This window comes from Pseudomonas lini, assembly GCF_964063345.1.
In the GTDB taxonomy this organism is placed as follows: domain Bacteria; phylum Pseudomonadota; class Gammaproteobacteria; order Pseudomonadales; family Pseudomonadaceae; genus Aquipseudomonas; species Aquipseudomonas lini_B.
On the sequence record NZ_OZ061318.1, the window covers coordinates 5,161,934 to 5,183,265 of the forward strand.

18 protein-coding genes and 4 tRNA genes are annotated in these 21,332 nt (G+C 59.1%); 13 read left to right on the forward strand and 9 right to left on the reverse strand.

The window, feature by feature from the left end; all coding sequences use genetic code 11:
• The first annotated feature begins 36 nt into the window (after window positions 1-36).
• Genes AB3226_RS23405 through AB3226_RS23415 form a run of 3 tightly spaced genes read left to right on the forward strand, consistent with a single transcriptional unit; the run spans window position 37 to window position 1,972 of the window.
• Complete coding sequence (locus AB3226_RS23405; protein WP_367374807.1) at window positions 37-1,245, forward strand: MFS transporter; 1,209 nt, start codon at window positions 37-39, stop codon at window positions 1,243-1,245.
• A complete protein-coding gene (locus tag AB3226_RS23410; RefSeq protein ID WP_007898919.1) occupies window positions 1,242-1,364 on the forward strand; it encodes a hypothetical protein in 123 nt (40 codons plus the stop codon). Before AB3226_RS23405 ends, AB3226_RS23410 begins: the two co-directional genes overlap by 4 nt.
• A gap of 56 nt (window positions 1,365-1,420) precedes the next feature.
• Entirely contained in the window at window positions 1,421-1,972 is a 552-nt protein-coding gene (locus AB3226_RS23415; protein WP_367374808.1) for a glutathione peroxidase, read from the forward strand.
• 89 nt (window positions 1,973-2,061) lie between these two features.
• Here the strand turns inward: AB3226_RS23415 and AB3226_RS23420 are convergent, their stop codons facing one another.
• The 3 genes from AB3226_RS23420 to AB3226_RS23430 form a co-directional block, all read right to left on the reverse strand.
• Window positions 2,062-3,333, reverse strand: coding sequence for an OmpP1/FadL family transporter (locus AB3226_RS23420; protein WP_367374809.1), 1,272 nt, complete (start codon window positions 3,331-3,333; stop codon window positions 2,062-2,064).
• A gap of 145 nt (window positions 3,334-3,478) precedes the next feature.
• On the reverse strand, window positions 3,479-3,961 hold the full coding sequence (locus AB3226_RS23425) for a hypothetical protein (protein ID WP_367374810.1): 483 nt from the start codon (window positions 3,959-3,961) through the stop codon (window positions 3,479-3,481).
• A 275-nt stretch (window positions 3,962-4,236) separates the two neighbouring features.
• Window positions 4,237-4,461 carry a hypothetical protein gene (locus AB3226_RS23430; protein WP_007898912.1) on the reverse strand — a complete coding sequence of 75 codons (225 nt, stop codon included), beginning with the start codon at window positions 4,459-4,461 and terminating at the stop codon, window positions 4,237-4,239.
• Between the two features lie 992 nt (window positions 4,462-5,453).
• Here AB3226_RS23430 and AB3226_RS23435 point away from each other — a divergent pair.
• The gene (locus AB3226_RS23435) at window positions 5,454-5,777 is read left to right on the forward strand and encodes a sel1 repeat family protein (RefSeq protein WP_367374811.1); all 324 of its coding nucleotides are present in this window, start codon (window positions 5,454-5,456) and stop codon (window positions 5,775-5,777) included.
• Between the two features lie 175 nt (window positions 5,778-5,952).
• A complete protein-coding gene (gene rmuC, locus AB3226_RS23440; protein WP_367375836.1) occupies window positions 5,953-7,317 on the forward strand; it encodes a DNA recombination protein RmuC in 1,365 nt (454 codons plus the stop codon).
• Between the two features lie 141 nt (window positions 7,318-7,458).
• Here rmuC and AB3226_RS23445 read toward each other — a convergent pair whose 3' ends face one another.
• Together AB3226_RS23445 and AB3226_RS23450 are read right to left on the reverse strand one after the other, a co-directional pair.
• A complete protein-coding gene (locus AB3226_RS23445; RefSeq protein WP_367374812.1) occupies window positions 7,459-10,929 on the reverse strand; it encodes a NahK/ErcS family hybrid sensor histidine kinase/response regulator in 3,471 nt (1,156 codons plus the stop codon).
• Between the two features lie 241 nt (window positions 10,930-11,170).
• Window positions 11,171-11,710 carry a TetR/AcrR family transcriptional regulator gene (locus AB3226_RS23450; RefSeq protein WP_367374813.1) on the reverse strand — a complete coding sequence of 180 codons (540 nt, stop codon included), beginning with the start codon at window positions 11,708-11,710 and terminating at the stop codon, window positions 11,171-11,173.
• A 91-nt stretch (window positions 11,711-11,801) separates the two neighbouring features.
• Between AB3226_RS23450 and AB3226_RS23455 the strand changes: the two genes are divergently transcribed.
• The 4 genes from AB3226_RS23455 (at window position 11,802) to AB3226_RS23470 (ending at window position 16,577) form a co-directional block, all read left to right on the forward strand.
• Window positions 11,802-12,995: an MFS transporter gene (locus AB3226_RS23455; protein WP_367374814.1), complete on the forward strand. Its 1,194-nt coding sequence runs from the start codon at window positions 11,802-11,804 to the stop codon at window positions 12,993-12,995.
• A 42-nt stretch (window positions 12,996-13,037) separates the two neighbouring features.
• Window positions 13,038-13,349 carry a cupin gene (locus AB3226_RS23460; protein ID WP_367374815.1) on the forward strand — a complete coding sequence of 104 codons (312 nt, stop codon included), beginning with the start codon at window positions 13,038-13,040 and terminating at the stop codon, window positions 13,347-13,349.
• 105 nt (window positions 13,350-13,454) lie between these two features.
• The gene (locus tag AB3226_RS23465) at window positions 13,455-14,606 is read left to right on the forward strand and encodes a TDT family transporter (RefSeq protein ID WP_367374816.1); all 1,152 of its coding nucleotides are present in this window, start codon (window positions 13,455-13,457) and stop codon (window positions 14,604-14,606) included.
• Window positions 14,607-14,702: 96 nt separating this feature from the next.
• The gene (locus AB3226_RS23470) at window positions 14,703-16,577 is read left to right on the forward strand and encodes an MFS transporter (RefSeq protein WP_367374817.1); all 1,875 of its coding nucleotides are present in this window, start codon (window positions 14,703-14,705) and stop codon (window positions 16,575-16,577) included.
• Window positions 16,578-16,702: 125 nt separating this feature from the next.
• Here AB3226_RS23470 and sugE read toward each other — a convergent pair whose 3' ends face one another.
• From sugE to rdgC, 3 genes are all read right to left on the reverse strand, one after another.
• Window positions 16,703-17,017, reverse strand: coding sequence for a quaternary ammonium compound efflux SMR transporter SugE (gene sugE / locus AB3226_RS23475; RefSeq protein WP_367374818.1), 315 nt, complete (start codon window positions 17,015-17,017; stop codon window positions 16,703-16,705).
• Between the two features lie 119 nt (window positions 17,018-17,136).
• Window positions 17,137-18,102 (reverse strand): bile acid:sodium symporter family protein, encoded by a 966-nt coding sequence (locus AB3226_RS23480; RefSeq protein ID WP_123360124.1) that lies wholly within the window; start codon window positions 18,100-18,102, stop codon window positions 17,137-17,139.
• A gap of 190 nt (window positions 18,103-18,292) precedes the next feature.
• On the reverse strand, window positions 18,293-19,213 hold the full coding sequence (rdgC, locus tag AB3226_RS23485) for a recombination-associated protein RdgC (RefSeq protein ID WP_052967943.1): 921 nt from the start codon (window positions 19,211-19,213) through the stop codon (window positions 18,293-18,295).
• 161 nt (window positions 19,214-19,374) lie between these two features.
• On the opposite strand from rdgC, the gene AB3226_RS23490 reads away from it, so the two are divergent.
• The 4 genes from AB3226_RS23490 (at window position 19,375) to AB3226_RS23505 (ending at window position 19,904) form a co-directional block, all read left to right on the forward strand.
• Window positions 19,375-19,450: transfer RNA gene (locus AB3226_RS23490), tRNA-Val, on the forward strand.
• An 18-nt stretch (window positions 19,451-19,468) separates the two neighbouring features.
• A tRNA-Asp gene (locus tag AB3226_RS23495) sits at window positions 19,469-19,545 on the forward strand.
• A gap of 187 nt (window positions 19,546-19,732) precedes the next feature.
• A tRNA-Val gene (locus AB3226_RS23500) sits at window positions 19,733-19,808 on the forward strand.
• 19 nt (window positions 19,809-19,827) lie between these two features.
• Window positions 19,828-19,904, forward strand: a tRNA-Asp gene (locus tag AB3226_RS23505).
• 288 nt (window positions 19,905-20,192) lie between these two features.
• On the opposite strand, the gene AB3226_RS23510 is transcribed toward AB3226_RS23505, so the two are convergent.
• Entirely contained in the window at window positions 20,193-21,329 is a 1,137-nt protein-coding gene (locus AB3226_RS23510; protein WP_367374819.1) for a catalase family protein, read from the reverse strand.
• Between the last annotated feature and the right edge of the window lie 3 nt (window positions 21,330-21,332).

The following is a 21,332-nucleotide window of genomic DNA, read 5'->3' on the forward strand; positions in this document are numbered from 1 at the left end:
TTTAAGCGGGTATATACCCGCTACCGGAGAACAAGAATGACATCAATGTGGCGTACATGCGGTTGGGTTCTGTTGGGGAGTGCGCTGATTCTGGCGTTGTCCCTGGGTGTGCGACATGGCTTCGGGCTGTTTCTGGCGCCCATGAGCGCCGAGTTTGGCTGGGGCCGCGAAGTGTTTGCCTTCGCCATTGCTTTGCAGAACCTGATCTGGGGCCTGGCGCAGCCGTTCACCGGTGCGCTGGCCGACCGCTTTGGCGCCGCGAAGGTGGTGTTGATCGGGGGTGTCTTGTACGCCTTGGGCCTGGTGTTCATGGGGCTGTCCGATTCGGCGGTGACCTTGTCCTTGAGCGCCGGCCTGTTGATCGGTATCGGTCTGTCCGGCACCTCGTTCTCGGTGATCCTCGGCGTGGTCGGTCGTGCCGTGCCGCCGGAAAAACGCAGCATGGGCATGGGGATCGCCAGCGCTGCCGGTTCTTTCGGTCAATTCGCCATGTTACCCGGCACGCTGGGGTTGATCGGCTGGCTTGGCTGGTCTGCGGCATTGCTGGTGTTGGGCCTGGTGGTGGCGCTGATCGTGCCGCTGGTGAGCATGCTCAAAGACAAGCCGCTGCCGGTCCTCGGGCACGAGCAAACCCTCTCTGAAGCGCTACGCGAAGCCTGTTCTCATTCAGGATTCTGGTTGTTGGCGTTCGGCTTTTTTGTCTGCGGTTTTCAAGTGGTGTTCATCGGCGTGCACCTGCCGGCCTATCTGGTGGACCAACACTTGCCAGCCACTGTCGGCACCACAGTGCTGGCGCTGATCGGGCTGTTCAATATATTCGGTACCTACACAGCAGGCTGGCTCGGCGGGCGGATGTCCAAACCGCGCCTGCTCACCGGTCTGTATCTGTTGCGGGCGGTGGTGATTGTGCTGTTCCTCTGGGCGCCGGTCACGCAGGTCACGGCTTATTTGTTCGGTATGGCCATGGGGTTTCTCTGGTTGTCGACGGTGCCCTTGACCAACGGCACGGTGGCGACCTTGTTCGGTGTACGAAATTTGTCCATGCTCGGAGGGATCGTTTTCCTCTTCCACCAGCTCGGCTCGTTCCTCGGCGGCTGGTTGGGTGGGGTGGTGTATGACCGAACCGGGAGTTACGACTTGATCTGGCAGGTAGCGATTCTCTTGAGTCTGGTGGCCGCAGCCCTGAACTGGCCGGTGCGCGAGCAGCCGGTGGCGCGTCTGCAAACCCGGATGAGTGCAGCATGAACAGTCTCTGGCCGCGGATGGCTGTAATCGCCATCGGTGTACTGCTGCTGGCCCTGGCATGGTGGGGCTGGCATCAGGGTGGCCTGGCATTGATGCAGTTGGGCATGGGAGCTTGCTAGCGAGCGGCGAAGGCGAGTAATTTCGTTTTCTGACGATTGTTCAAGGATGCACCGACATGCTGATGCGCTGGCTTGCAGTCCCCGCGTTGCTGACGGCTTTTACCGGGTTGGTCCAGGCGGCAGAATGCCCGGAGTTGTTACTAGGCTCATTGCCCAAGCTGCGTGCCAAGGAATCCATCGATCTGTGCCAGCGCTTCGCCGGCAAGCCACTGGTGGTGGTCAATACCGCGAGCTTCTGTGGCTTTGCCCCGCAGTTCAGAGGCCTTGAGGCGCTGTATCAGCGTTACAAGGATCAAGGGCTTGAGGTGATTGGTGTTCCATCCAATGATTTCAAACAAGAATCCAAAGATGGCGCAGAGACTGCCAAAGTCTGTTACGTGAACTACGGCGTCACTTTCACCATGACCGAACCGCAGAAAGTCCGCGGTGATGACGCAACGCATTTGTTCAAGGTCCTTGCTGAACAAAGCAGTTCGCCGAAGTGGAATTTCTACAAGTACGTGGTCGATCGCCAAGGCAAAGTGGTTGCCAATTTTTCCAGCCTGACCAAACCGGATAATCCCGAGTTCATCGAGGCGGTGGAGAAAGCCCTCGCCTCGAAACCTTGATCGCCAGCCACTAAAAAGCCCCGCCTCTGTACAAGAGTGCGGGGCTTTTTCAATTCAGGCGGCGAGCGAGTCAAGCTCGCCGTGAATCATCAGAAACGGTAGGTCGCGCCTACACCGAAACCGTTCGCCGAGTTTTCATACGTGGCGTTGTAGGTCTGGCCACGATTGTTGCTGTTGTTGACCTTGACCGACTCTTCGCGCAGGTACGAGTACGCCACGTCGATGGTCAGGTCGTCGGTCGGGCTCCAGCCGGCGCCCAGGCTGAAAATCTTGCGATCGCCAGTCGGAATGCGTGGGGAGCGGTTTTCGTTGTTGGTCGGTGCCTGGTCGACGGACAGACCGGTACGCAGTACCCATTGCTTGTTCAACTGGTAGGACGCGCCGATGGCGTGAGCCCAGGTGTCGTGCCAGTTCTGTTCTTCGGTGATGGTGCCGAACTGGCCATTCAGGATGCCCGGAACGCCTTTGTTTTCGACGGTGATTTCTTTCAGGCGGCTCCAGCGAGTCCAGGTGCTACCTGCATAGAGGGTCCACTTGTCATCCAGTTGATGGGTGAGCGAGAAGTCGACCGACTCAGGCGTCGTCAGGTCCAGCGAAGCATCGTATTTCTGGCTTGGGTTCTGACCCACGGCCGCGAGGACGTTGTAGTTGACCTTGGTATCACCTTCGAGCTTGTACTTCACTTTCGAGTGGTAGGTCAGGCCGACGCGCGTGCTGTCGGTGGCTTGAACCAGTACGCCGATGTTGTAGCCCAGCGCGGTGTCGTCGCCCTTGATCTTGACCTTGCCGTCCGGCGCGGCTTGGGTGATCGACAGGTTCGATTCCAGGGTGCCCTCGATGCGGTTGATGGTCGGACCGAAACCGATCGACACCTTGTCGTTGAAGGCGTAGCTGACGGTCGGTTGCAAGGTCATGACTTTCACGTCGCTCTTGCTGCCGAAGTAACGGCCGGCAAAGCCGTTTTCGTAGTCGGTCACCAGACCGAACGGGGCGTACATGCCAATGCCGAATGCCCAGTGGTCATCGATTGGCTTGACGTAGTAGCCCATTGGTACGGCAACGAGGGGAACCATGTCGCCATCGTTGCTGCCGCTGTTGGGGCTGGAGCTGGCGTGGCTGATGTCAGTGTGTGCGTCGAGCAGTGCAGCGCCGCCGGTCACTTGTTCGCGCTTGAGGCGAGACATGCCGGCAGGGTTGCCAAAAATGGTGCTTGCGTCGTCGGCAGCAGAAGATCGCCCGGCAAAACCTGTACCCATCCCGCTGATGCTTTGTTCGTTGATGGCAAAGCCAGCTGCAAAGATCTGGGTGGATGCCAAGGCAACGGCGAGGCTAAGGGTGGTTTTGAGCATTACTTTTTTCATTATTAGAACTCCTGGTGATCACCGGGGCGAAAATTACCAACATTTTCGTCCGGGCGCTATAGCCTGTTTCGCTTGAGTTAGAGCGGTTTTGTAGGACAATCCGACCAGAATCGCGACAAGTTGTGCGATTTTCGGAAATGGTGGGTCAGCAGGCGACCTGATTCAGCGATGAAACACAGGTGTGCCAGGCGTAGGTGAAATCGCGCAGACGACCTTGGGGCTGGAAAGTCTGGCGCCAGATTCGGGCCATTCCCAGGAGATCATCGGAAGCGGGGAGGGGAGTGTTCTGTTCTTCTACCAGCAGCCAGGCGATGGCGGTGGCGTAACGCAGGTTGACGGTCAATTCCAGATGCGGCCCGCTAAGAAAGGCATGCTGGCTGGCGAGGCCGCGAACCAGGCTCGCCCGATCCGGGTCCAGGGCCAGGTAGTGATCCCAAAGGGCCTGGTGGCGGGGCTCGGCGATTCGATACAAGCCGTGTCCACGGCGGTCATGCAGGGCTGAACCAAGGGCTGACTGACTGGCGGCGATGCCCAGCAGCAGGGATTCGGCAGTTGCGCTATGGCGTCCGAGGTAGATCAGCGTCGGACGGATCACATAACGACACAGTTCGCTGGCAGCGATACCCATAAAGCCCTCGAAACCTGAAGTGGTCGGCGAGACCTGAAGGGGGCCTTGGCAGCAATGGATCGATTCAGTCTCGCCGGAAGCGGATCAAGCCGCTTGAGTTGAAGTGTAGTGTCATTATTTCGCTGTAAAGGACTGTTTTTAAAATATTTCCGGCTTCGAGTTATAACCGTTATATCGGTTGGTGCTTAGCCGTAGGCCGCGAAATGAGAAATATCGGGCATTAAAAAGCCCCGCTTTTTAGCAGGGCTTTTGAGGTTTTCAGCCTTTCTGGCGTCTCAGGCAACCAGTGCCTGGCGAGTACGTTCGATCACAGCCTGCAGCGGTTCTGCGCTGGAGTATTGATCGGGGTACAGGCGTTCGCTGTGACGAGCGATGCCGTGTTCGTTGACCAGAGTGAAGCTGAAACAGCCTTTGCGAGCGGCCATGATCAGGCAGTTCATTGGAGCAAAAGCGTTGGTTAGGGTGCGAATGGCATCCTGAGTGTGGATTTGAGTGGACATAATTGGTGTTCCTACAAGCGACACGGATAAGAACCGTGCAAAGTTAAAACGTTCCAGTGACGACGACCACCATTGGTCGAACGAAGAACCCGACTGGAACAAAGCAGCCAGTTTGAAGCGCTGATAAATTGGCGCGCTTGGGCTGGCAGGTAGGTACTTAGGAGGGCAGGCAACACATCAAGGGCAAAGGTTCTGGGCCCGGGGTGAAGATCCTGATCAATTTGCAGGCTGGTTCGGTCAGAGTAAGTGAGCTTGGCAACACCCTTTGCTTTCGATTCAAAGGCTGTGTTGGTGCAAGATTTACCTGGAAACCATCGAGGTGGTCGATCCCGCTTTGTCGGTAGAGGCTTCTCTTGGAGAAGGCGGACCGGGGGGATTTGTTCGACCAGAATTGACTTTCAGCTTGGTACTAACGCCGCGGATACTAACGGATTGAAATGCCAAAGGGAAGTCTGTTCGCAAAAAAGATCGCTGGAGTGCCTGCCGACAAATCCCGGCTGAGCGATGGGAAGAGCCACCGGCATACCCTGCGCCCCGTAATAGCCCAGAACCCGACCGTTGATCCGAGAGGACGATCGAGCCAGGATCAATCGTTGCGCGGGTTGCCCAGGTTTATCCCCAGACTTTACGGAAAAACGCGCCGAAAAAGCGCATCGATATAACCGGCTCTAAGGTACTTGTGCACATTAGTTGCGCGCACTGTCATCCCACTGTCATCCTTCCTTCAACGGGAGTGGGTGCCTGTAACGAAAATTTAAGTCAATGAAAAACATCGCTTTTTTTTACTGGTGAAAAAATCGTCAGTTTGACTGCGAGCCCCATTCCACAGGGCTTTGCGCGAGTTCAAAGGCGGTTGTCCACTGAGTTATCCACAGCTTCTGTGGATTGTCCCAAGCGCTTGCTCTAGGACGGGCGTGCAGGCTTTTTTCGACTTTACCTGTACGAAAAAAAGAGTAGAGTGGCGCGCCTTCCGATCTGCCCCACAGTGCTTTATGAAGTTTCGCTCAGTATCAATCTCTGCTGCCTCAACACCCCCCAGTGTTACCCCACCCAAGCGCTTTTCGATGCGCGTGGCCGAGTGGCTGCTGGACAGTCCGCGCCTGGGCGAAAACCCCAACGTCAAACACTTCGCCGGACGCTTGCTCAAGCAACCTGCCCGTGAAGGCGTGGTGGCCGCGCAAAGCCGTCTCGGCCAGCTGATGTGCCGCGAATGCGGTAATGCCCGTGATCGTCGCATTGGCCAGGAGCTGTTGCGTCTGGCCGCGCGTGCGGGCGACCGACGCGCACAACAGGAACTGGGCCTGACCGAAGACTGAGCTGTCCAAGACCTGACGCCTTGGTTAACCTTCACGCTTTAACTAATCGGCAGGAGTGGCTATGGCGATGGACTTGACCAGCGCATTGCTGGGTCTGGCGGGCGCTGCACTGCCGTTACTGGTACTGGCCTGGCAACTTCAGCGTCGGGCAAGTTCGGGACAGGCCGAGCTGGCGCTGCTGGAAGAGCGCCTTGCCATCGCCCAACTGACGCAGGACGGCTTGAATGCGCAGCTTGACACCAGCCGTGATGAAATCGCTGACCTGAGCCAGGCCAACTCCGCCAAACAGGCTGATCTGGCCGCCGTGCGGCGTGAAGTCGAACTGCTGCAGATCGAACGCGACGACGCCCGCGACGCGGCCCACGCCTGGAACATCGAACGCGCCGGTAAAGAGGCTGAGTTGCGTCGTCTCGACGCTCAGGCCGCTTCCCTTAACGCCGAGCTGCGTGAGCAGCAGGAAAGCCACCAGCAGCGCCTCAACGATCTGCAAGGCTCGCGAGACGAGCTGCGCGCACAATTCGCCGAGCTGGCGGGCAAGATCTTCGACGAGCGTGAGCAGCGGTTTGCCGAAACCAGCCAGCAACGTTTGGGGCAGTTGCTCGATCCGTTGAAAGAGCGCATCCAGTCGTTCGAAAAACGCGTCGAGGAAAGCTATCAGGCTGAAGCTCGTGAGCGTTTTTCCCTGGCCAAGGAGCTGGAACGGCTGCAACAACTGAACCTGCGCCTGAGCGACGAAGCCACTAATCTGACGCGGGCCTTGAAAGGGCAGAAAACCCAGGGCAACTGGGGCGAGCTGATTCTCGAGCGAGTGCTCGAGCATGCGGGCCTGGAGAAGGGGCGTGAGTACCAGACCCAGGTCAATCTCAAGGGGCCGGACGGTGAGCGTTTCCAGCCAGATGTGATTATTTATCTGCCCGGCGACAAGCAGGTCGTGGTCGATTCCAAGGTCAGCCTCACGGCTTATCAGCAATATGTGGCGGCCGAGGACGATGCCATCGGCCAGATTGCTATCAAGCAGCATGTGCTGTCCCTGCGCAGTCACGTCAAAGGCTTGGCCGGCAAGGACTACAAGCGGCTCGACGGCTTGCACAGCCTGGATTTCGTTCTGCTTTTCGTCCCGATCGAAGCGGCGTTTTCTGCGGCGTTGCAGGCTGAGCCGACGCTGTTTCAGGAGGCATTCGACCGCAACATCGTGATCGTCAGCCCGACCACGTTGCTGGCCACTTTGCGGGTCATTGATAGCTTGTGGAAGCAGGAGCGCCAGAGCCAGAACGCCCGGGAAATCGCCGAGCGCGCCGGTTGGCTGTACGACAAGTTCGTGTTGTTCATTCAGGATCTGGACGAGGTCGGCAATCGCCTGCAGCAACTGGACAAGGCCTACAGCTCTGCACGCAATAAGCTGACAGAAGGCCGCGGCAACCTGGTCAGTCGCAGCGAGCAGCTCAAGTTGCTCGGGGCGCGGGCCAGCAAAAGCTTGCCGGCGGACCTGCTGGAGCGGGCGATGACGGATGTCGATGGCTTGGCCGAACTGCCGGAGTAGCCGAAAAGCTTCGCGAGCAAGCCCGCTCCCACAGTGGATTGGTGTTTTTGCACAAATAGAGTGAACACCACAAACCCCTGTGGGAGCGGGCTTGCCCGCGAAGGCGTCAATCGCCCCACTGCAGGGTTCAGACCTGCCGCACTACAACGGCAAATGCCGACTCAACAACGCCCGCAACGCCGCCGGTTTCACCGGTTTGGCCAGGTAATCCAGGCCCGCGGCATGCACTTGGGCAACCGTCTCCGGCCGTCCATCGGCACTGATCACTACCCCCGGCACCGGTTCGCCCAGTTGCGTGCGCAACCACGCCATCAACTCGGTTCCGGTCTCGCCATCGTCCAGGTGGTAATCCACCAGTGCCAATTGCGGACGCATTCCATCACCGAGCAGCGTCGCGCACTCAGCACGGTTGCGCGCGGTCCAGACCTGGCAACCCCAGCGTGTCAGCAAACTGTTCATGCCAATCAAAATGCTGTCTTCGTTATCGATACACAGCACCTGCGCGCCGCTGAGCAAATGGCCATTGAGTTCGGCAGCCTTGGCCGGCGCCGCGGTTTGTGCCCGAGCCAGCGGTACGCTGACACTGAACACGCTGCCGCGACCCGGCCAGGAGCGCACGCGCAAGGTATGACCCAGCACACGACACAGCCCATCGGCAATCGCCAGGCCCAGGCCCAAACCTTTCTCGGCCCGGGTCTGGTGGCTGTCGAGGCGTTTGAACTCTTCGAAAATCACCTGCAGTTTGTCTTCCGGAATGCCCGGTCCACGGTCCCAGACCTCCAGGCACAACTCGCCGTTGCGCCGCCGAACGCCGAGCAGCACCGGGCCTTTTGCATAGCGGAAGGCATTGGTCAGGAAGTTCTGCAAAATCCGTCGCAGCAGTTTGATGTCGCTGTCGATCCGTAACGCGCTGCCCCGGACACGGAATTTCAGCCCCTGTTCCTGCGCCAGGGCCTTGAACTCGGCGCCCAGTGTATGGAACAACTCATTGAGCACGAACGGCTTGCGATCAGGGTTGATCTTGCCGTTTTCCAGGCGGGAAATGTCCAGCAGGTCGCTGATCAGGTCTTCGGCCGAGCGCAGTGAACTGTCCAGGTGATGAACCAGTTTCCGGGCTTCACTGGATAAGTTTTCTTCCTGGTGGGAGAGGGCGGCAGAGAACAATCGCGCAGCATTCAGTGGTTGCATCAAGTCATGGCTGACGGCGGCGAGGAAGCGGGTTTTCGACTGGTTGGCCGATTCGGCGGTGCCCTTGGCTTCGGTCAGGGCAACGTTGAGCTGCGACAGCTCGTGGGTGCGTTCGATGACCCGTTGTTCGAGGCCTTCATTGGCTTCGGTCAGCGCTTGCTCGGCCTCGCGGAACGCGGTGATGTCGGTGAAACTCATGACGAAACCGCCGCCGGGCATCGGGTTGCCGATCAGTTCGATCACTCGACCATTGGGGAACAGCCGCTCGGAGGTATGGGCCCGGCCCTGACGCATCCAGTGCAAGCGACGGGCGACGTGCACTTCCGCTTCGCCGGGGCCGCACAGGCCGCGCTCGGCGTTGTAGCGAATGATGTCGGCAATCGGCCGGCCAACGCTGATCAAGCCGTCGGGGTAGTTGAATAACTCAAGGTAGCGCCGGTTCCAGGCCACCAGTTTCAACGACTGGTCGACCACGCTGATGCCCTGGGTAATGTTCTCGATGGCGCCTTGCAGCAGGGCGCGATTGAACTGCAGCACTTCCGAGGTTTCGTCGGCGATCCGCACGACATCCTCAAGTTGCATTTCCCGACCTTCGATGGCGGCTTTTACCACCGCCCGGGTCGAGGATGCGCCGAGTACACCGGCCAGCAAGCGTTCGGTATGGGCGATCCATTCACCGTCGGCGTTCTGGTTCGGATTGAAGCCTTTGCCCTGACGGTAGGCGAAACGGATGAAACTCTGACGAGCCCGCTCTTCGCCGACAAAACGGGCGGCCAGTTGCAGCAAGTCGTTGATCTGTACCGCCAGCATCGAACGGGCGCTCGGGCGGGCGCTGATTTCCTGGCCGATGAAGCGGCCGGCCTGCCAATGCTCCGAAACCCGCGTGCGTGACAGTAGCGAGACCCAGGCGAACAAGGTGAAGTTGCCCGCCAGGGACAGCACCACGCCTTGAGTCAACGGCGTGATCGGCAGGTTCAACGGGTTGCCTTGCAGCCAGGCCAGGCCCGGAAAACTGCTCAGGGGCAAGCCGAGACTGTTGGCGGCGATCGGCAGCACCAGGGTGTAGAGCCAGAGGAACGTCCCGGCGGCCAGCCCCGCGAACACCCCGCGGCGGTTAGCCTGTTTCCAGTACAGCGCGCCGAGCATGGCCGGGGCCAGTTGGGTCACGGCGGCGAAGGCGATCTGGCCGATGGTTGCCAGGCTTGCGGTCGAACCCAGTAGTCGATAACTGACATAGGCCAACAGCAGAATGACCACAATGCTCACCCGGCGCACCGAAAGCATCCACTGGCGGAACACTTCGAACGGCCGCTCGGCGTTGTTACGCCGCAGCAACCACGGCAGCAGCAGGTCGTTGGAAAGCATCGTCGACAGCGCCACGCTGGCCACGATCACCATACCGGTCGCCGCCGAAGCGCCGCCGATAAACGCCAGCATCGCCAGGGCAGGGTGAGATTGGGCCAGAGGCAGGCTGATGACGAATGAGTCCGGCAGCACCGAGCTGGGCAGCATCATCTGACCGGCCAGTGCGATTGGCACGACAAACAATGCCGCCAGCGCCAGATAGGCCGGGAACACCCACTTGGCCAAGCGCAGATCCTGGGGATCGATGTTTTCCACCACGGTCACATGGAACTGCCGGGGCAGGCAGATGATCGCCATCATCGCCACGCCGGTTTGCACCACCATGGACGGCCAGTTGATGGTTTCTTTCCAGTACGCCTCGAGGCGCGGGGCGAGCATGGCCTGGTCGAACAGGTCGTCGAAACCGTCGTACAGGCCGTAGGTCACGAACCCGCCGACCGCGAGAAAAGCGAACAGCTTGACTAGCGACTCAAAGGCAATCGCCAGCACCATGCCGCGGTGGTGTTCCGTGGCGTCGAGGTTGCGGGTACCGAAAACGATGGTGAACAGTGCCAGCACCAACGACACGATCAGCGCCGTGTCCTGCGCGCGCGTGCCCATGGCGTCGGCACCGGCGCCGATCAGCAGGTTCACGCCCAGCACGATACCCTTGAGCTGCAAGGCGATGTACGGCAGCACGCCGACCAGACAAATCAGCGCCACCACCACCGCCAGCGACTGGGATTTGCCGTAGCGGGCGGCGATGAAGTCGGCGATGGAGGTGATGTTCTCCTGTTTGCTGATCATCACCATTTTTTGCAGGACCCACGGCGCGCACACCAGCAGCAGGATCGGCCCGAGGTAGATCGGCAGGAATGACCAGAGCTGTTCGGCCGCCTGGCCCACGGCGCCAAAGAATGTCCAACTGGTGCAGTAAACGGCCAGCGACAGGCTGTACACCCAGGCACGCACCCGTGGCGGCAGCGGTGTGCTGCGACGGTCGCCGTAAAAGGCGATAGCGAACAGGATGGCCATATAGGCCAGGGCGACGGTGGCAATCAGCCCGATGGACAGCGACATGGGAACTCCAGACAAAAGACCTCCGGGACGCCCGCCCGGTCAGGACAGTCTCGCATGACCGCTTGAGTTAGTCAGTGTCGACCAAGGTCGGGTGTCGCAGGTTGGGATACCGTCAGATCTTTGGTGTCTGTACGGGCTTCATCGCGAGCGGGCTCGCTCCCACAGGGGATTTGTCCTGGCAACAAATCTTCAGCTCACTGAAAGATCAAATGTGGGAGCGAGCCTGCTCGCGATAGCGGCCTCACTGACTCAACGCAATATCGATCAACCGATGCAACTCTCCAACCTCCAGCGCCTGAGCTGCAAACAGGATGCGAAACACCGTCGGCGCCACCACCATATTGATCAGCCGGTCGACACTCGGCTTCGGCTGCTCGGGATAGCGATCCAGAATCGTCTGCAACTGCCCGCCAATGATCGTCACGCAATAGCCCGGCGTGGCGCTGGATTGCACGTCGCGCATCATGTTGCGCCCGGGTTCGGAACTCATCTCGTCCAGATACTGCTCCGCCCAGGCACGCACGTCACCGCGCAGGCTGCCGGTGTTGGCCGGTTCGCTGTCGGGGCGCATGCGGGCGAGGGCGACGTCGGCCAGTAGCGCCGACAGATCCCCCCAGCGCCGGTAAATGGTCGACGGCGTCACCCCGGCCCGGGCAGCGATTTGCGGCACGGTCACGCTCGCACGATCCTGTTCTTCGAGGAGCGCGCGGACTGCCGAATGAATCGACTCTTGCACCCTGGCGCTGCGGCCACCAGGACGTAAACCTTCTTTAATAGCCATACGGCGGACCTTAACACAAAGAATTTGCTTTAAGCGTTTGCCAGTAGCACACTCCGCAAAAGCAAAAAGTTAGCTTTTGCGGAGTGTGCTTATGTCCCGTTCAACGTCAAACCGTTCCAGCCTGTGGTTTCTGGCGATCACCTTACTCAGTTTTCTCGCCGCTTCCACCGCGCCAACGCCGTTGTATCACTTGTATCAAGAACACCTGCAGTTCTCGGCAGTGACCCTGACCCTGATTTTCGGCGTCTACGCCCTCAGCTTGCTGGCGGCGTTGCTCACGGTCGGTTCGCTTTCGGATTATCTGGGGCGCAAACCGGTGATTTTCACCGCCGTGTTGCTGAACATGCTGGCGATGTTGCTGTTCATCAACGCCGACAGCGTCGCCTGGCTGATCAGTGCACGGGTCCTGCAGGGTTTTGCCACGGGCATGGCCACCGCCGTTTTAAGTGCGGCGCTGCTGGATACCGACCGTCAGCAAGGGCCGATGGTCAACAGCGTCGCGCCGTTGCTGGGCATGGCGCTGGGTGCCATGGGCTGTGGCGTGTTGGCCGAGTTTGCGCCGCTGCCGCTGCAACTGACCTATTGGGTGCTGTTCGCGCTGTTTGTGATGCAAGCCCTGTACGTCTGGCGCCTGCCGGAAAGCGTCACCCGACAACCGGGCGCCTGGGTCTCGTTGCGCCCGACCTTGCATGTGCCGATTCAGGCGCGGCGTATGCTGTGGCGGGTGCTGCCGATAGATCTGGCGGTGTGGGCGCTCGGTGGTTTTTTCGCCTCCCTGGCGCCGTCTCTGGTGCGGACCGCCACCGGGTCCACCTCCAACCTGATTGGCGGGGCGACGGTGGCCGTATTGACGGTGACCGGCGCCTTGATGATCTACTCCTTGCGTAATCGCCCGGCCGACAAAGTCTTGCTGTTGGGCGCGAGCCTGCTGCCTGCGGGCGTTGCGCTGATTCTGCTGGCGGTACACAGCGCCAGCCTGCCGTTGTTTTTCTTCGGCACCCTGGTGGCGGGCGGTGGATTCGGCGCGGGCTTCCTGGGTGCGCTGCGAAGCATCGTGCCGCTGGCCTTGCCTCATGAGCGGGCAGGGCTGATGTCGGCGTTTTATGTGCTCAGCTATCTGGCGTTCTGTTTGCCGTCGTTGTTGGCGGGCAGTCTGACGCGGACCTTTGGCCTGGTGGCAACCACCGATGGTTATGGCGCGGTGCTGATCATCCTGTCGCTGGGTGCGCTGGTCGGGTTGATGCGTGAGCAGACTGTCAAAGCCTGTGGCGTCAATGTTCGATGACCGTTAGCCTTGGCACTGCCATTCATTTCGACGGACCGACCCATGAAGATCATCCACAGCAAATCCTTCACCGGTGACCGCGCCTGGGCGGCGCTGGATATCGCCAACATGAACGGCATCACCACCCGTTTACACTGGACCGATCAGCCCTATAAATGGCACATCAATGATGGTCAGGAAGTGTTCGTGGTGCTCGATGGGCAGGTGCAGATGCGTTATCGCGAAGAAGGCCTGGAAAAGGAAACGCTACTTGAAGTCGGCGATATTTTTTATGCATCGGTGGGCACCGAGCATGTGGCTCATCCACTCGGTGTAGCTCGGATATTGGTGATCGAGGCTGAAGGCAGCGTTTGATGTAATATCGGTAAAACAGATAACAGTTAGAGATATTACCCGTTATATAGATATTCGATTCGGATCTACCATGAGCTCCACCTCACGAGAGGACAGGAGTTCACCATGACCTGCACCCATAGCGTTAAACCCGGTATCAAACCGCTCAGTCATCTGCAGCACCCACGAGAGGCCATCCGCCAATTCACCCCCAACTGGTTCGCGGCGACCATGGGCACGGGTGTATTGGCGCTGGCGATTGCGCAATTGCCGGTGTCGAATCCCGGTCTGCATGCGTTTGCCGAAGGTCTTTGGCTATTCAACATCGCTTTGTTTGTGGTGTTCACGGCCATGTATGCCGCCCGTTGGGTCATGTTTTTCGACGAGGCGCGACGGATTTTCGGCCATTCCACGGTTTCGATGTTTTTCGGCACCATTCCCATGGGCCTTGCGACCATCATCAATGGCTTTCTGTTGTTCGGTTTGCCGCGCTGGGGTGACGGTGTGATTCATCTCGCCGAAGTGCTCTGGTGGCTGGACGTGGCGATGTCGCTGGCTTGCGGCGTATTGATTCCCTACATGATGTTCACCCGTCAGGAGCACAGCATCGACCAGATGACTGCCGTCTGGCTGTTGCCGGTGGTGGCGGCGGAAGTGGCGGCTGCCAGCGGTGGCTTGCTGGCGCCGCACCTGGCCGATGCTCATTCACAACTGGTGGTGTTGGTGACCAGCTACGTGCTCTGGGCCTTTTCCCTACCGGTTGCGTTCAGCATTCTGACCATCCTGTTGCTGCGCATGGCGTTGCATAAATTGCCCCATGAAAACATGGCTGCCTCGAGCTGGCTGGCCCTCGGTCCCATCGGTACCGGCGCATTGGGCATGTTGCTGTTGGGCGCCGACGCGCCAGCGATCTTTGCTGCCAACGGTCTGCCGGGTATTGGTGAGATTGCCGCGGGGCTTGGCTTGGTGGCCGGCATCACGCTGTGGGGCTTCGGGCTCTGGTGGATGCTGATAGCGCTGTTGATCACCGTGCGTTACTTGCGCGCCGGTATCCCGTTCAACCTCGGCTGGTGGGGCTTCACTTTTCCGCTGGGTGTTTATTCCCTGGCTACGCTGAAACTGGCCAGCACCTTGAACCTGACGTTTTTCAGTGTCTTTGGTTGCGTGTTGGTGGCAATGCTGGCGGTGATGTGGCTGCTTGTCGCCAAACGGACAGTGCAGGGTGCGTGGCGAGGTGAGCTATTTGTCTCGCCGTGCATTGCAGGATTACAGAAATAACCTGCAAAGATTAGGTAATCTGTGGCCTGGATCGACGTTCGACTTCCAATAACAGTATCCAAGCCACTCTCTACCTAAATCAGGGACACATGGAAGATGAGTCACCCCTCACAGTTCACCTTGCTTCGCACTCGGCGCTTCCTGCCGTTTTTTGTTACGCAGTCCCTCGGGGCCTTCAACGACAACATCTTCAAGCAGTCGCTGATCCTCGCCATTTTGTACAGGCTGACTATCGAGGGTGACCGTTCGATCTGGGTCAACTTGTGTGCGTTGCTGTTTATCTTGCCGTTCTTCCTGTTCTCGGCGCTGGCCGGGCAATTCGGGGAAAAGTTCGCCAAGGACGCACTGATCCGTCTGATCAAGCTCGGGGAAATCGTCATCATGACGGTGGGCGCGGTCGGTTTCATGTTCGATCACCTGTCGCTGATGCTGCTGGCGCTGTTTGCCATGGGCACCCACTCGGCGCTGTTCGGGCCGGTGAAGTACTCGATCCTGCCGCAGGCCTTGCGCGAAGAAGAGCTGGTGGGCGGTAACGGTCTGGTGGAAATGGGCACCTTCCTGGCGATTCTTGCCGGGACGATTGGTGCCGGGATCATGATGTCCACCAGCAACTACGCGCCGGTCGTTTCCACGGCAATCATCGGGATCGCGGTACTCGGTTACCTCGCCAGCCGCAGCATTCCCCGGGCCGCGGCGGCATCGCCGGAAATGCGTTTGAACTGGAACATTTTCAGCCAGTCCTGGGCCACCTTGAAACTGGGCCTCGGGCAAACCCCCGCGGTATCGCGTTCGATCGTCGGCAACTCATGGTTCTGGTTTGTCGGGGCGATTTATCTGACGCAAATCCCGGCGTATGCCAAGGAATGGATGCACGGCGATGAGACCGTGGTGACGCTGATTCTTACGGTGTTCTCGGTCGGGATCGCACTGGGTTCGATGCTCTGCGAGAAACTCTCCGGGCGCAAAGTCGAGATCGGTCTGGTGCCGTTCGGCTCATTCGGTTTGACGGTGTTTGGCTTGCTGTTGTGGTGGCATTCCGGCGCAATTCCCGACAGTGTTGCCGGCCACGGCTGGATCGAAGTCCTTGGGTTCGGTCACACCTGGTTGGTGTTGATCGACATTCTTGGGCTTGGGATCTTCGGCGGTTTCTACATCGTGCCGCTGTATGCGCTGATCCAGTCGCGTACCGTCGAGAACGAACGGGCGCGGGTGATCGCCGCCAACAACATTCTGAATGCCCTGTTCATGGTGGTGTCGGCGATTGTATCGATCGTCTTGCTGAGCCTCGCCAAGCTGTCGATCCCGCAGCTGTTTTTGGTGGTGTCGCTGCTGAACATCGGCGTCAACGCCTACATCTTCAAAATCGTCCCCGAGTTCAGCATGCGCTTCATGATCTGGCTGCTCGGCCATTCCATGTACCGCGTCGAGCATCGCAATCTGGAGCTGATTCCTGATGAAGGCGCAGCACTGCTGGTTTGCAACCATGTGTCGTTCGTCGATGCGTTGCTGATTGGCGGCGCAGTGCGTCGGCCGATTCGCTTTGTGATGTATTACAAAATCTACAACTTGCCGGTGCTGAACTTCATCTTCCGCACGGCGGGGACGATTCCTATCGCCGGGCGTCAGGAAGACATTCAGATTTACGAAAAAGCCTTCACCCGCATCGCCCAATACCTGAAGGACGGTGAGTTGGTGTGCATTTTCCCTGAAGGCAAGTTGACCGCCGATGGCGAGATCAACGAGTTCAAGGGTGGGCTGACGCGGATTCTCGAAGAAACACCGGTGCCGGTGATTCCGCTGGCGCTGCAGGGGTTGTGGGGGAGTTTCTTCAGCCGCGATCCAGACAAGGGCGTGTTTCGCAGGCTGTGGTCGCGGGTGACCCTGGTGGCGGGGCCGGCGGTGGCCGTTGAAGTGGCTGAGCCGGCGACATTGCAAGGGTTGGTGGGGGAATTGCGTGGGGCCGTTAGATAGTCGGTGATCGGGCGGGCCTCATCGCGGGCAAGCCCGGCTCCCACAGGTTCTGTGTTGTGCCACATAGTGTGGACACTCCATCAATCCCTGTGGGAGCCGGGCTTGCCCGCGATGGCTTCAGAGGCCTAAGCGCTAACCTTGAGCCCAACCAACCCGGCAATGATCAACGCCACACTGACCAGCCGAAACAGCGCCATGGATTCACCAAACAAAATGATCCCGGCGATCACCGTGCCCACTGCACCCACGCCAGTCCAGATCGCATAGGCTGTGCCCAGCGGCAATTCCTTCATGGCAAGGCCCAGCAGGCCAAGGCTGATCGCCATGGCGGCAATGGTCAGTGCGGTAGGGAGAGGGCGGCTGAAACCGTCGGTGTATTTCAGGCCGACGGCCCAGCCGACTTCGAACAGGCCAGCGAAAAACAGAATGATCCAGGACATCAAAGACCTCCATCAATGGATGGGGTCGTCCCCGGATTAATCACTCGATCGAGCCGCGAGGTCGTCCCCGCATTGCGCCATAGAGTGCCCATCATTAATCCGAGGATCAAGTTTGCGGCTTAATCCGCCGCCTGCTGAGCAGCGATTTGCCGGTCTTCTTTCTCGCTCATGCGACGGAAATACGTCGAGAGCAGCGCCCCGGAAATGTTGTGCCAGACGCTGAACAACGCGCTTGGCACCGCCGCCAGCGGCGAGAAGTGCGCACTGGCCAGCGCCGCGCCCAAACCGGAGTTCTGCATGCCGACTTCCAGTGCCAGGGATTTGCGCTGGGCCAGTGGCAGGTTGAACAGGCGTCCGGTGAAGTAACCCAGCAAGTAGCCGAAGCTGTTGTGCAACATCACCACGGCCATGATCAGCAGGCCGGATTCGGCAATCTTCGCCTGACTGGCGGCCACCACGGCAGTGACGATGATCACGATGCTCACCACCGACACCAGTGGCAACACATCTACCGCATGACGTACCCGATCACCGAGTACGCGCTGGGCAACCACGCCGAGTACGATCGGCAGCAGCACGACTTGCAGGATCGACCAGAACAGCTCCATGAACGACACCGGCAACCAGGCCGAAGCCAGCAGCCAGATCAGCGCCGGCGTCAGCAGCGGAGCGAGGAGGGTGGTGACAGCGGCAATGGCCACCGACAACGCCAGATCGCCGCGCGCCAGCCAGGTCATCACGTTCGACGAGGTACCGCTTGGGCAGCAGCCGACCAGAATCACGCCGACGGCGATTTCCGGCGGCAGGTGGAAAACCTGGCAGAGCAACCACGCCACACCGGGCATGATCACGAAATGGGCAACCACGCCCAAGGCCACACGCCACGGATGACGAGCGACTTCGGCGAAGTCTTCGAGCTTGAGGGTCAGGCCCATGCCGAACATCACCAGCCCCAGCAGCGGCACAATGGCGCCTTTCAAGCCGATGAACCAGGCCGGTTGCAGAAACGCCACGACGGCGAAAATCAGTACCCAGTAAGCGAATGTGTTGCCGACAAAACGACTCAATGCAGCCAGTGCGCGCATGGCCTGATCCTTGTTGAGTAAGTGAGATTCCCAGTTTGGAAATCTAATCAATGTGGGAGCTGGCTTGCCTGCGATGGCGGAGTGTCAGATTACATTTAAGCCGTCTGACACACCGCCATCGCAGCGGTGCGGCGATCCGACAAGCCAGCTCCCACCTTTGATCCGGTTCCTTCAAGAGGAACCGGTTTTTTTAGATACCCTGCGGGGTCTCTTCACCACCCAACGCTTCAACCATCGACGGCAGGAAGTCGCCGAAGGTCAGCATCATCAGGGTGAAGCTGGCGTCTAGTTGACCCAGGGCTTCGTCGCCACCGTCCTGTTCCGCCTGATCTTGCAGCAGGTCTTCGAACTTCAGGCGCTTGACCACCATTTTGTCGTCGAGCACGAACGACAGTTTGTCCTGCCAGGCCAACGACAGTTGAGTGACCACTTTGCCGGTGCTCAGGTGCAGCTGGATTTCTTCGCTGGTCAGGTCCTGACGCTTGCAGCGAACGATGCCGCCGTCTTCGTGGGTGTCGCGCAGCTCGCACTCATCCAGCACGAAGAAATCATTCGCGGCTTTCTGGGTGGTGACCCATTCGGTCATGGTGGCGGTCGGCGACATCTTCACCGTCAGCGGACGCACTGGCAGCGAGCCGATCACTTCGCGCAGAGTGGACAGCAGGTCTTCGGCACGTTTCGGGCTAGCCGAGTTAACCAGGATCAGGCCCTGTTTCGGCGCGATGGCGGCGAAGGTCGACGAGCGGCGGATAAAGGCGCGGGGCAGGAAGGCCTGGATGATTTCATCCTTGATCTGGTCACGTTCCTTTTTGTAGACCTTGCGCATTTGTTCGGCTTCGATCTCTTCGACCTTTTCCTTCACCGCGTCGCGTACGACGCTGCCCGGCAGAATGCGCTCTTCCTTACGGGCGGCGATCAGCAGGAAGTCGCCGCTGATGTGCACCAGCGGCGCGTCTTCGCCCTTACCGAATGGCGCGACGAAACCGTAGGTGGTCAACTCCTGGCTTGCACATGGACGCGCCAGTTTGGTGGCCAGTGCAGTTTCCAACGCCTCGGCATCAAAAGGCAGATCTTGGGTCAGGCGATAGATAAGCAGGTTTTTGAACCACATGGGGATGAGTCTCTCCTTTATACAAAGGGGGGCATTATTGTCCTCCGTGTGCCATAGGCCAACCCTTCTCTAAGCCTTTGGAAGGCCTGAGAAAATTAATTAAAAAAGTGCTTGCCAGAGGTTGGGTCGCTCCGTAGAATGCGCGCCACACCGAAAGTGAAGGGTGATTAGCTCAGCTGGGAGAGCGTCTGCCTTACAAGCAGAATGTCGGCGGTTCGATCCCGTCATCACCCACCATTCGCTTTAGTGTTACGCGCAGCGGTAGTTCAGTCGGTTAGAATACCGGCCTGTCACGCCGGGGGTCGCGGGTTCGAGTCCCGTCCGCTGCGCCATATTCGGTAACCTGGAACGCTGAACGCCAGGTCACCACGGAAAAGCCCGCTAACGCGGGTTTTTTTCTGTCTGAAGTTCCTGCAGGGTGTGTCGTTTTACCGGTTTTCAGATTTTTTTGATTTTTTATCAATTAAATCAACACTTTATGAAAATCTGTGGCACAATGCGCCCCGCAACGAAGGTAAAGGGTGATTAGCTCAGCTGGGAGAGCGTCTGCCTTACAAGCAGAATGTCGGCGGTTCGATCCCGTCATCACCCACCACTTACTTTCAACGCTACGCGCAGCGGTAGTTCAGTCGGTTAGAATACCGGCCTGTCACGCCGGGGGTCGCGGGTTCGAGTCCCGTCCGCTGCGCCATATTCGGTATCTGGAACGCTGAACGCCAGATCACCACAGAAAGCCCGCTTAATGCGGGCTTTTTGCTGTCTGGGATTTGGCTTTGTAGCGGATCCAGTGAAAAAGTGACCTGTTCGGGTAATGCCGGTTAAGCGCAATCCAATGTGGGCTTGCTCGCGAAGACGGCGGCACAGTCAACATTGATGTTGCCTGACACACCGCTTTCGCGAGCAAGCCCGCTCCCACAGGTTCCGCGCGTAACTGACCAGCATTGCCCTGTCCGGGTCGCTTTTTTCGTTTCTGCCTTGCCTATTGTTCAGCGTTACGACTGTGCCGGTAGTCGCTCACAGCCTCGTACACCGCTTTGCGCAACCGGTTGATCCCGCCAATCGGCCTATGGGCTTCAAGGCCGAACCATGGGTTGAACGACTGGTTGTCGCATTGCAGGTTCAGCGCCGGGGTATCGAAATCCTGGGCGGGCAGTTTGATCCTGGCCACGGTTTCGAAGGGCGCGTCGCTTTCGCTCCACTCGATACTGGTATCTTCGATCGGCATGTACTTGCCCGCATCCTGGCGCTGGATCTGCAAGACGAAACACGCCGGTACCCGATCGGTCGACAGCTGCTGGTTCAGCGCACTGCGCAGAAAGTTCGGCAGGTTTTGATTTTGCGTGGGCAGCGCGTAGACCGGACAGCTATCAGGATCCGGCATCACCCGGAATTTTGCGTTGGCTTCACCAAACTTGTACGGCGAAACCGAAAAGTAAGTGGTCTGCGTCGGGCTTGTCGGGGCAGGGGAGAGCGTCGCCAGGGCGATAAACAGATGGCGAACCTGCCAGGTGCGTGGGTCCCAACCCGGGAAGAACGCCATGACCTTTTTGCCATCAGACTGAGCGGCTACATTCTGACGATACTCGGCGACATCGCTGACAAAGAAGTTCGGATGGTTGAACATCACGAAATCCTGTTCACTGCGTCCTTGTCGGTCACTCAGCAGCTGTTTACCAGGCACATCGAACAGTTTGATCGCCATACCCCGAGCATCGCGGATGCTGTCGAACTGCGGATACGCATTGCCATTGGACAGCCGCATCGTCGCTTGCCAGGTTTTGCCGGGTTCGCTGAACACGCCTCGACGTAACTCCGTCGCCAGATCCGGCAGCACCTGAACCTCGGCCTTCACGCAGCCATGGGCCTTGGCATGGGCATCGCGCAGGTAGCGGGTACTTTCGCGGTGTTGATCGACGATACGCACGGCCGTCTGGATGATGTCCTGGGTCATTGCCGCTTCGCCATCCGGAATCAGTTCTTCAGCCGATACCGGGCCACGATGCTGCCAGGCGGACCAGGCCATGAGCAGCGCCCAGCCGAGCAAACCCAGGCCCAGCAACCACAACAGGGTTTTGCCGAGGAAAACGCCAAGGCGCAACCAGAGAGTGATCAGCATGGG

Bases quoted from the DNA above. Each gene is read 5' to 3' on its own strand.
- AB3226_RS23405 (WP_367374807.1), top strand. From the start codon at position 37: ATGACATCAATGTGGCGTACATGCGGTTGGGTTCTGTTGGGGAGTGCG.
- AB3226_RS23410 (WP_007898919.1), top strand. From the start codon at position 1,242: ATGAACAGTCTCTGGCCGCGGATGGCTGTAATCGCCATCGGTGTACTG.
- AB3226_RS23415 (WP_367374808.1), top strand. From the start codon at position 1,421: ATGCTGATGCGCTGGCTTGCAGTCCCCGCGTTGCTGACGGCTTTTACC.
- AB3226_RS23420 (WP_367374809.1), bottom strand. From the start codon at position 3,333: ATGAAAAAAGTAATGCTCAAAACCACCCTTAGCCTCGCCGTTGCCTTG.
- AB3226_RS23425 (WP_367374810.1), bottom strand. From the start codon at position 3,961: ATGGGTATCGCTGCCAGCGAACTGTGTCGTTATGTGATCCGTCCGACG.
- AB3226_RS23430 (WP_007898912.1), bottom strand. From the start codon at position 4,461: ATGTCCACTCAAATCCACACTCAGGATGCCATTCGCACCCTAACCAAC.
- AB3226_RS23435 (WP_367374811.1), top strand. From the start codon at position 5,454: ATGAAGTTTCGCTCAGTATCAATCTCTGCTGCCTCAACACCCCCCAGT.
- AB3226_RS23445 (WP_367374812.1), bottom strand. From the start codon at position 10,929: ATGTCGCTGTCCATCGGGCTGATTGCCACCGTCGCCCTGGCCTATATG.
- AB3226_RS23450 (WP_367374813.1), bottom strand. From the start codon at position 11,710: ATGGCTATTAAAGAAGGTTTACGTCCTGGTGGCCGCAGCGCCAGGGTG.
- AB3226_RS23455 (WP_367374814.1), top strand. From the start codon at position 11,802: ATGTCCCGTTCAACGTCAAACCGTTCCAGCCTGTGGTTTCTGGCGATC.
- AB3226_RS23460 (WP_367374815.1), top strand. From the start codon at position 13,038: ATGAAGATCATCCACAGCAAATCCTTCACCGGTGACCGCGCCTGGGCG.
- AB3226_RS23465 (WP_367374816.1), top strand. From the start codon at position 13,455: ATGACCTGCACCCATAGCGTTAAACCCGGTATCAAACCGCTCAGTCAT.
- AB3226_RS23470 (WP_367374817.1), top strand. From the start codon at position 14,703: ATGAGTCACCCCTCACAGTTCACCTTGCTTCGCACTCGGCGCTTCCTG.
- sugE (WP_367374818.1), bottom strand. From the start codon at position 17,017: ATGTCCTGGATCATTCTGTTTTTCGCTGGCCTGTTCGAAGTCGGCTGG.
- AB3226_RS23480 (WP_123360124.1), bottom strand. From the start codon at position 18,102: ATGCGCGCACTGGCTGCATTGAGTCGTTTTGTCGGCAACACATTCGCT.
- rdgC (WP_052967943.1), bottom strand. From the start codon at position 19,213: ATGTGGTTCAAAAACCTGCTTATCTATCGCCTGACCCAAGATCTGCCT.
- AB3226_RS23510 (WP_367374819.1), bottom strand. From the start codon at position 21,329: ATGCTGATCACTCTCTGGTTGCGCCTTGGCGTTTTCCTCGGCAAAACC.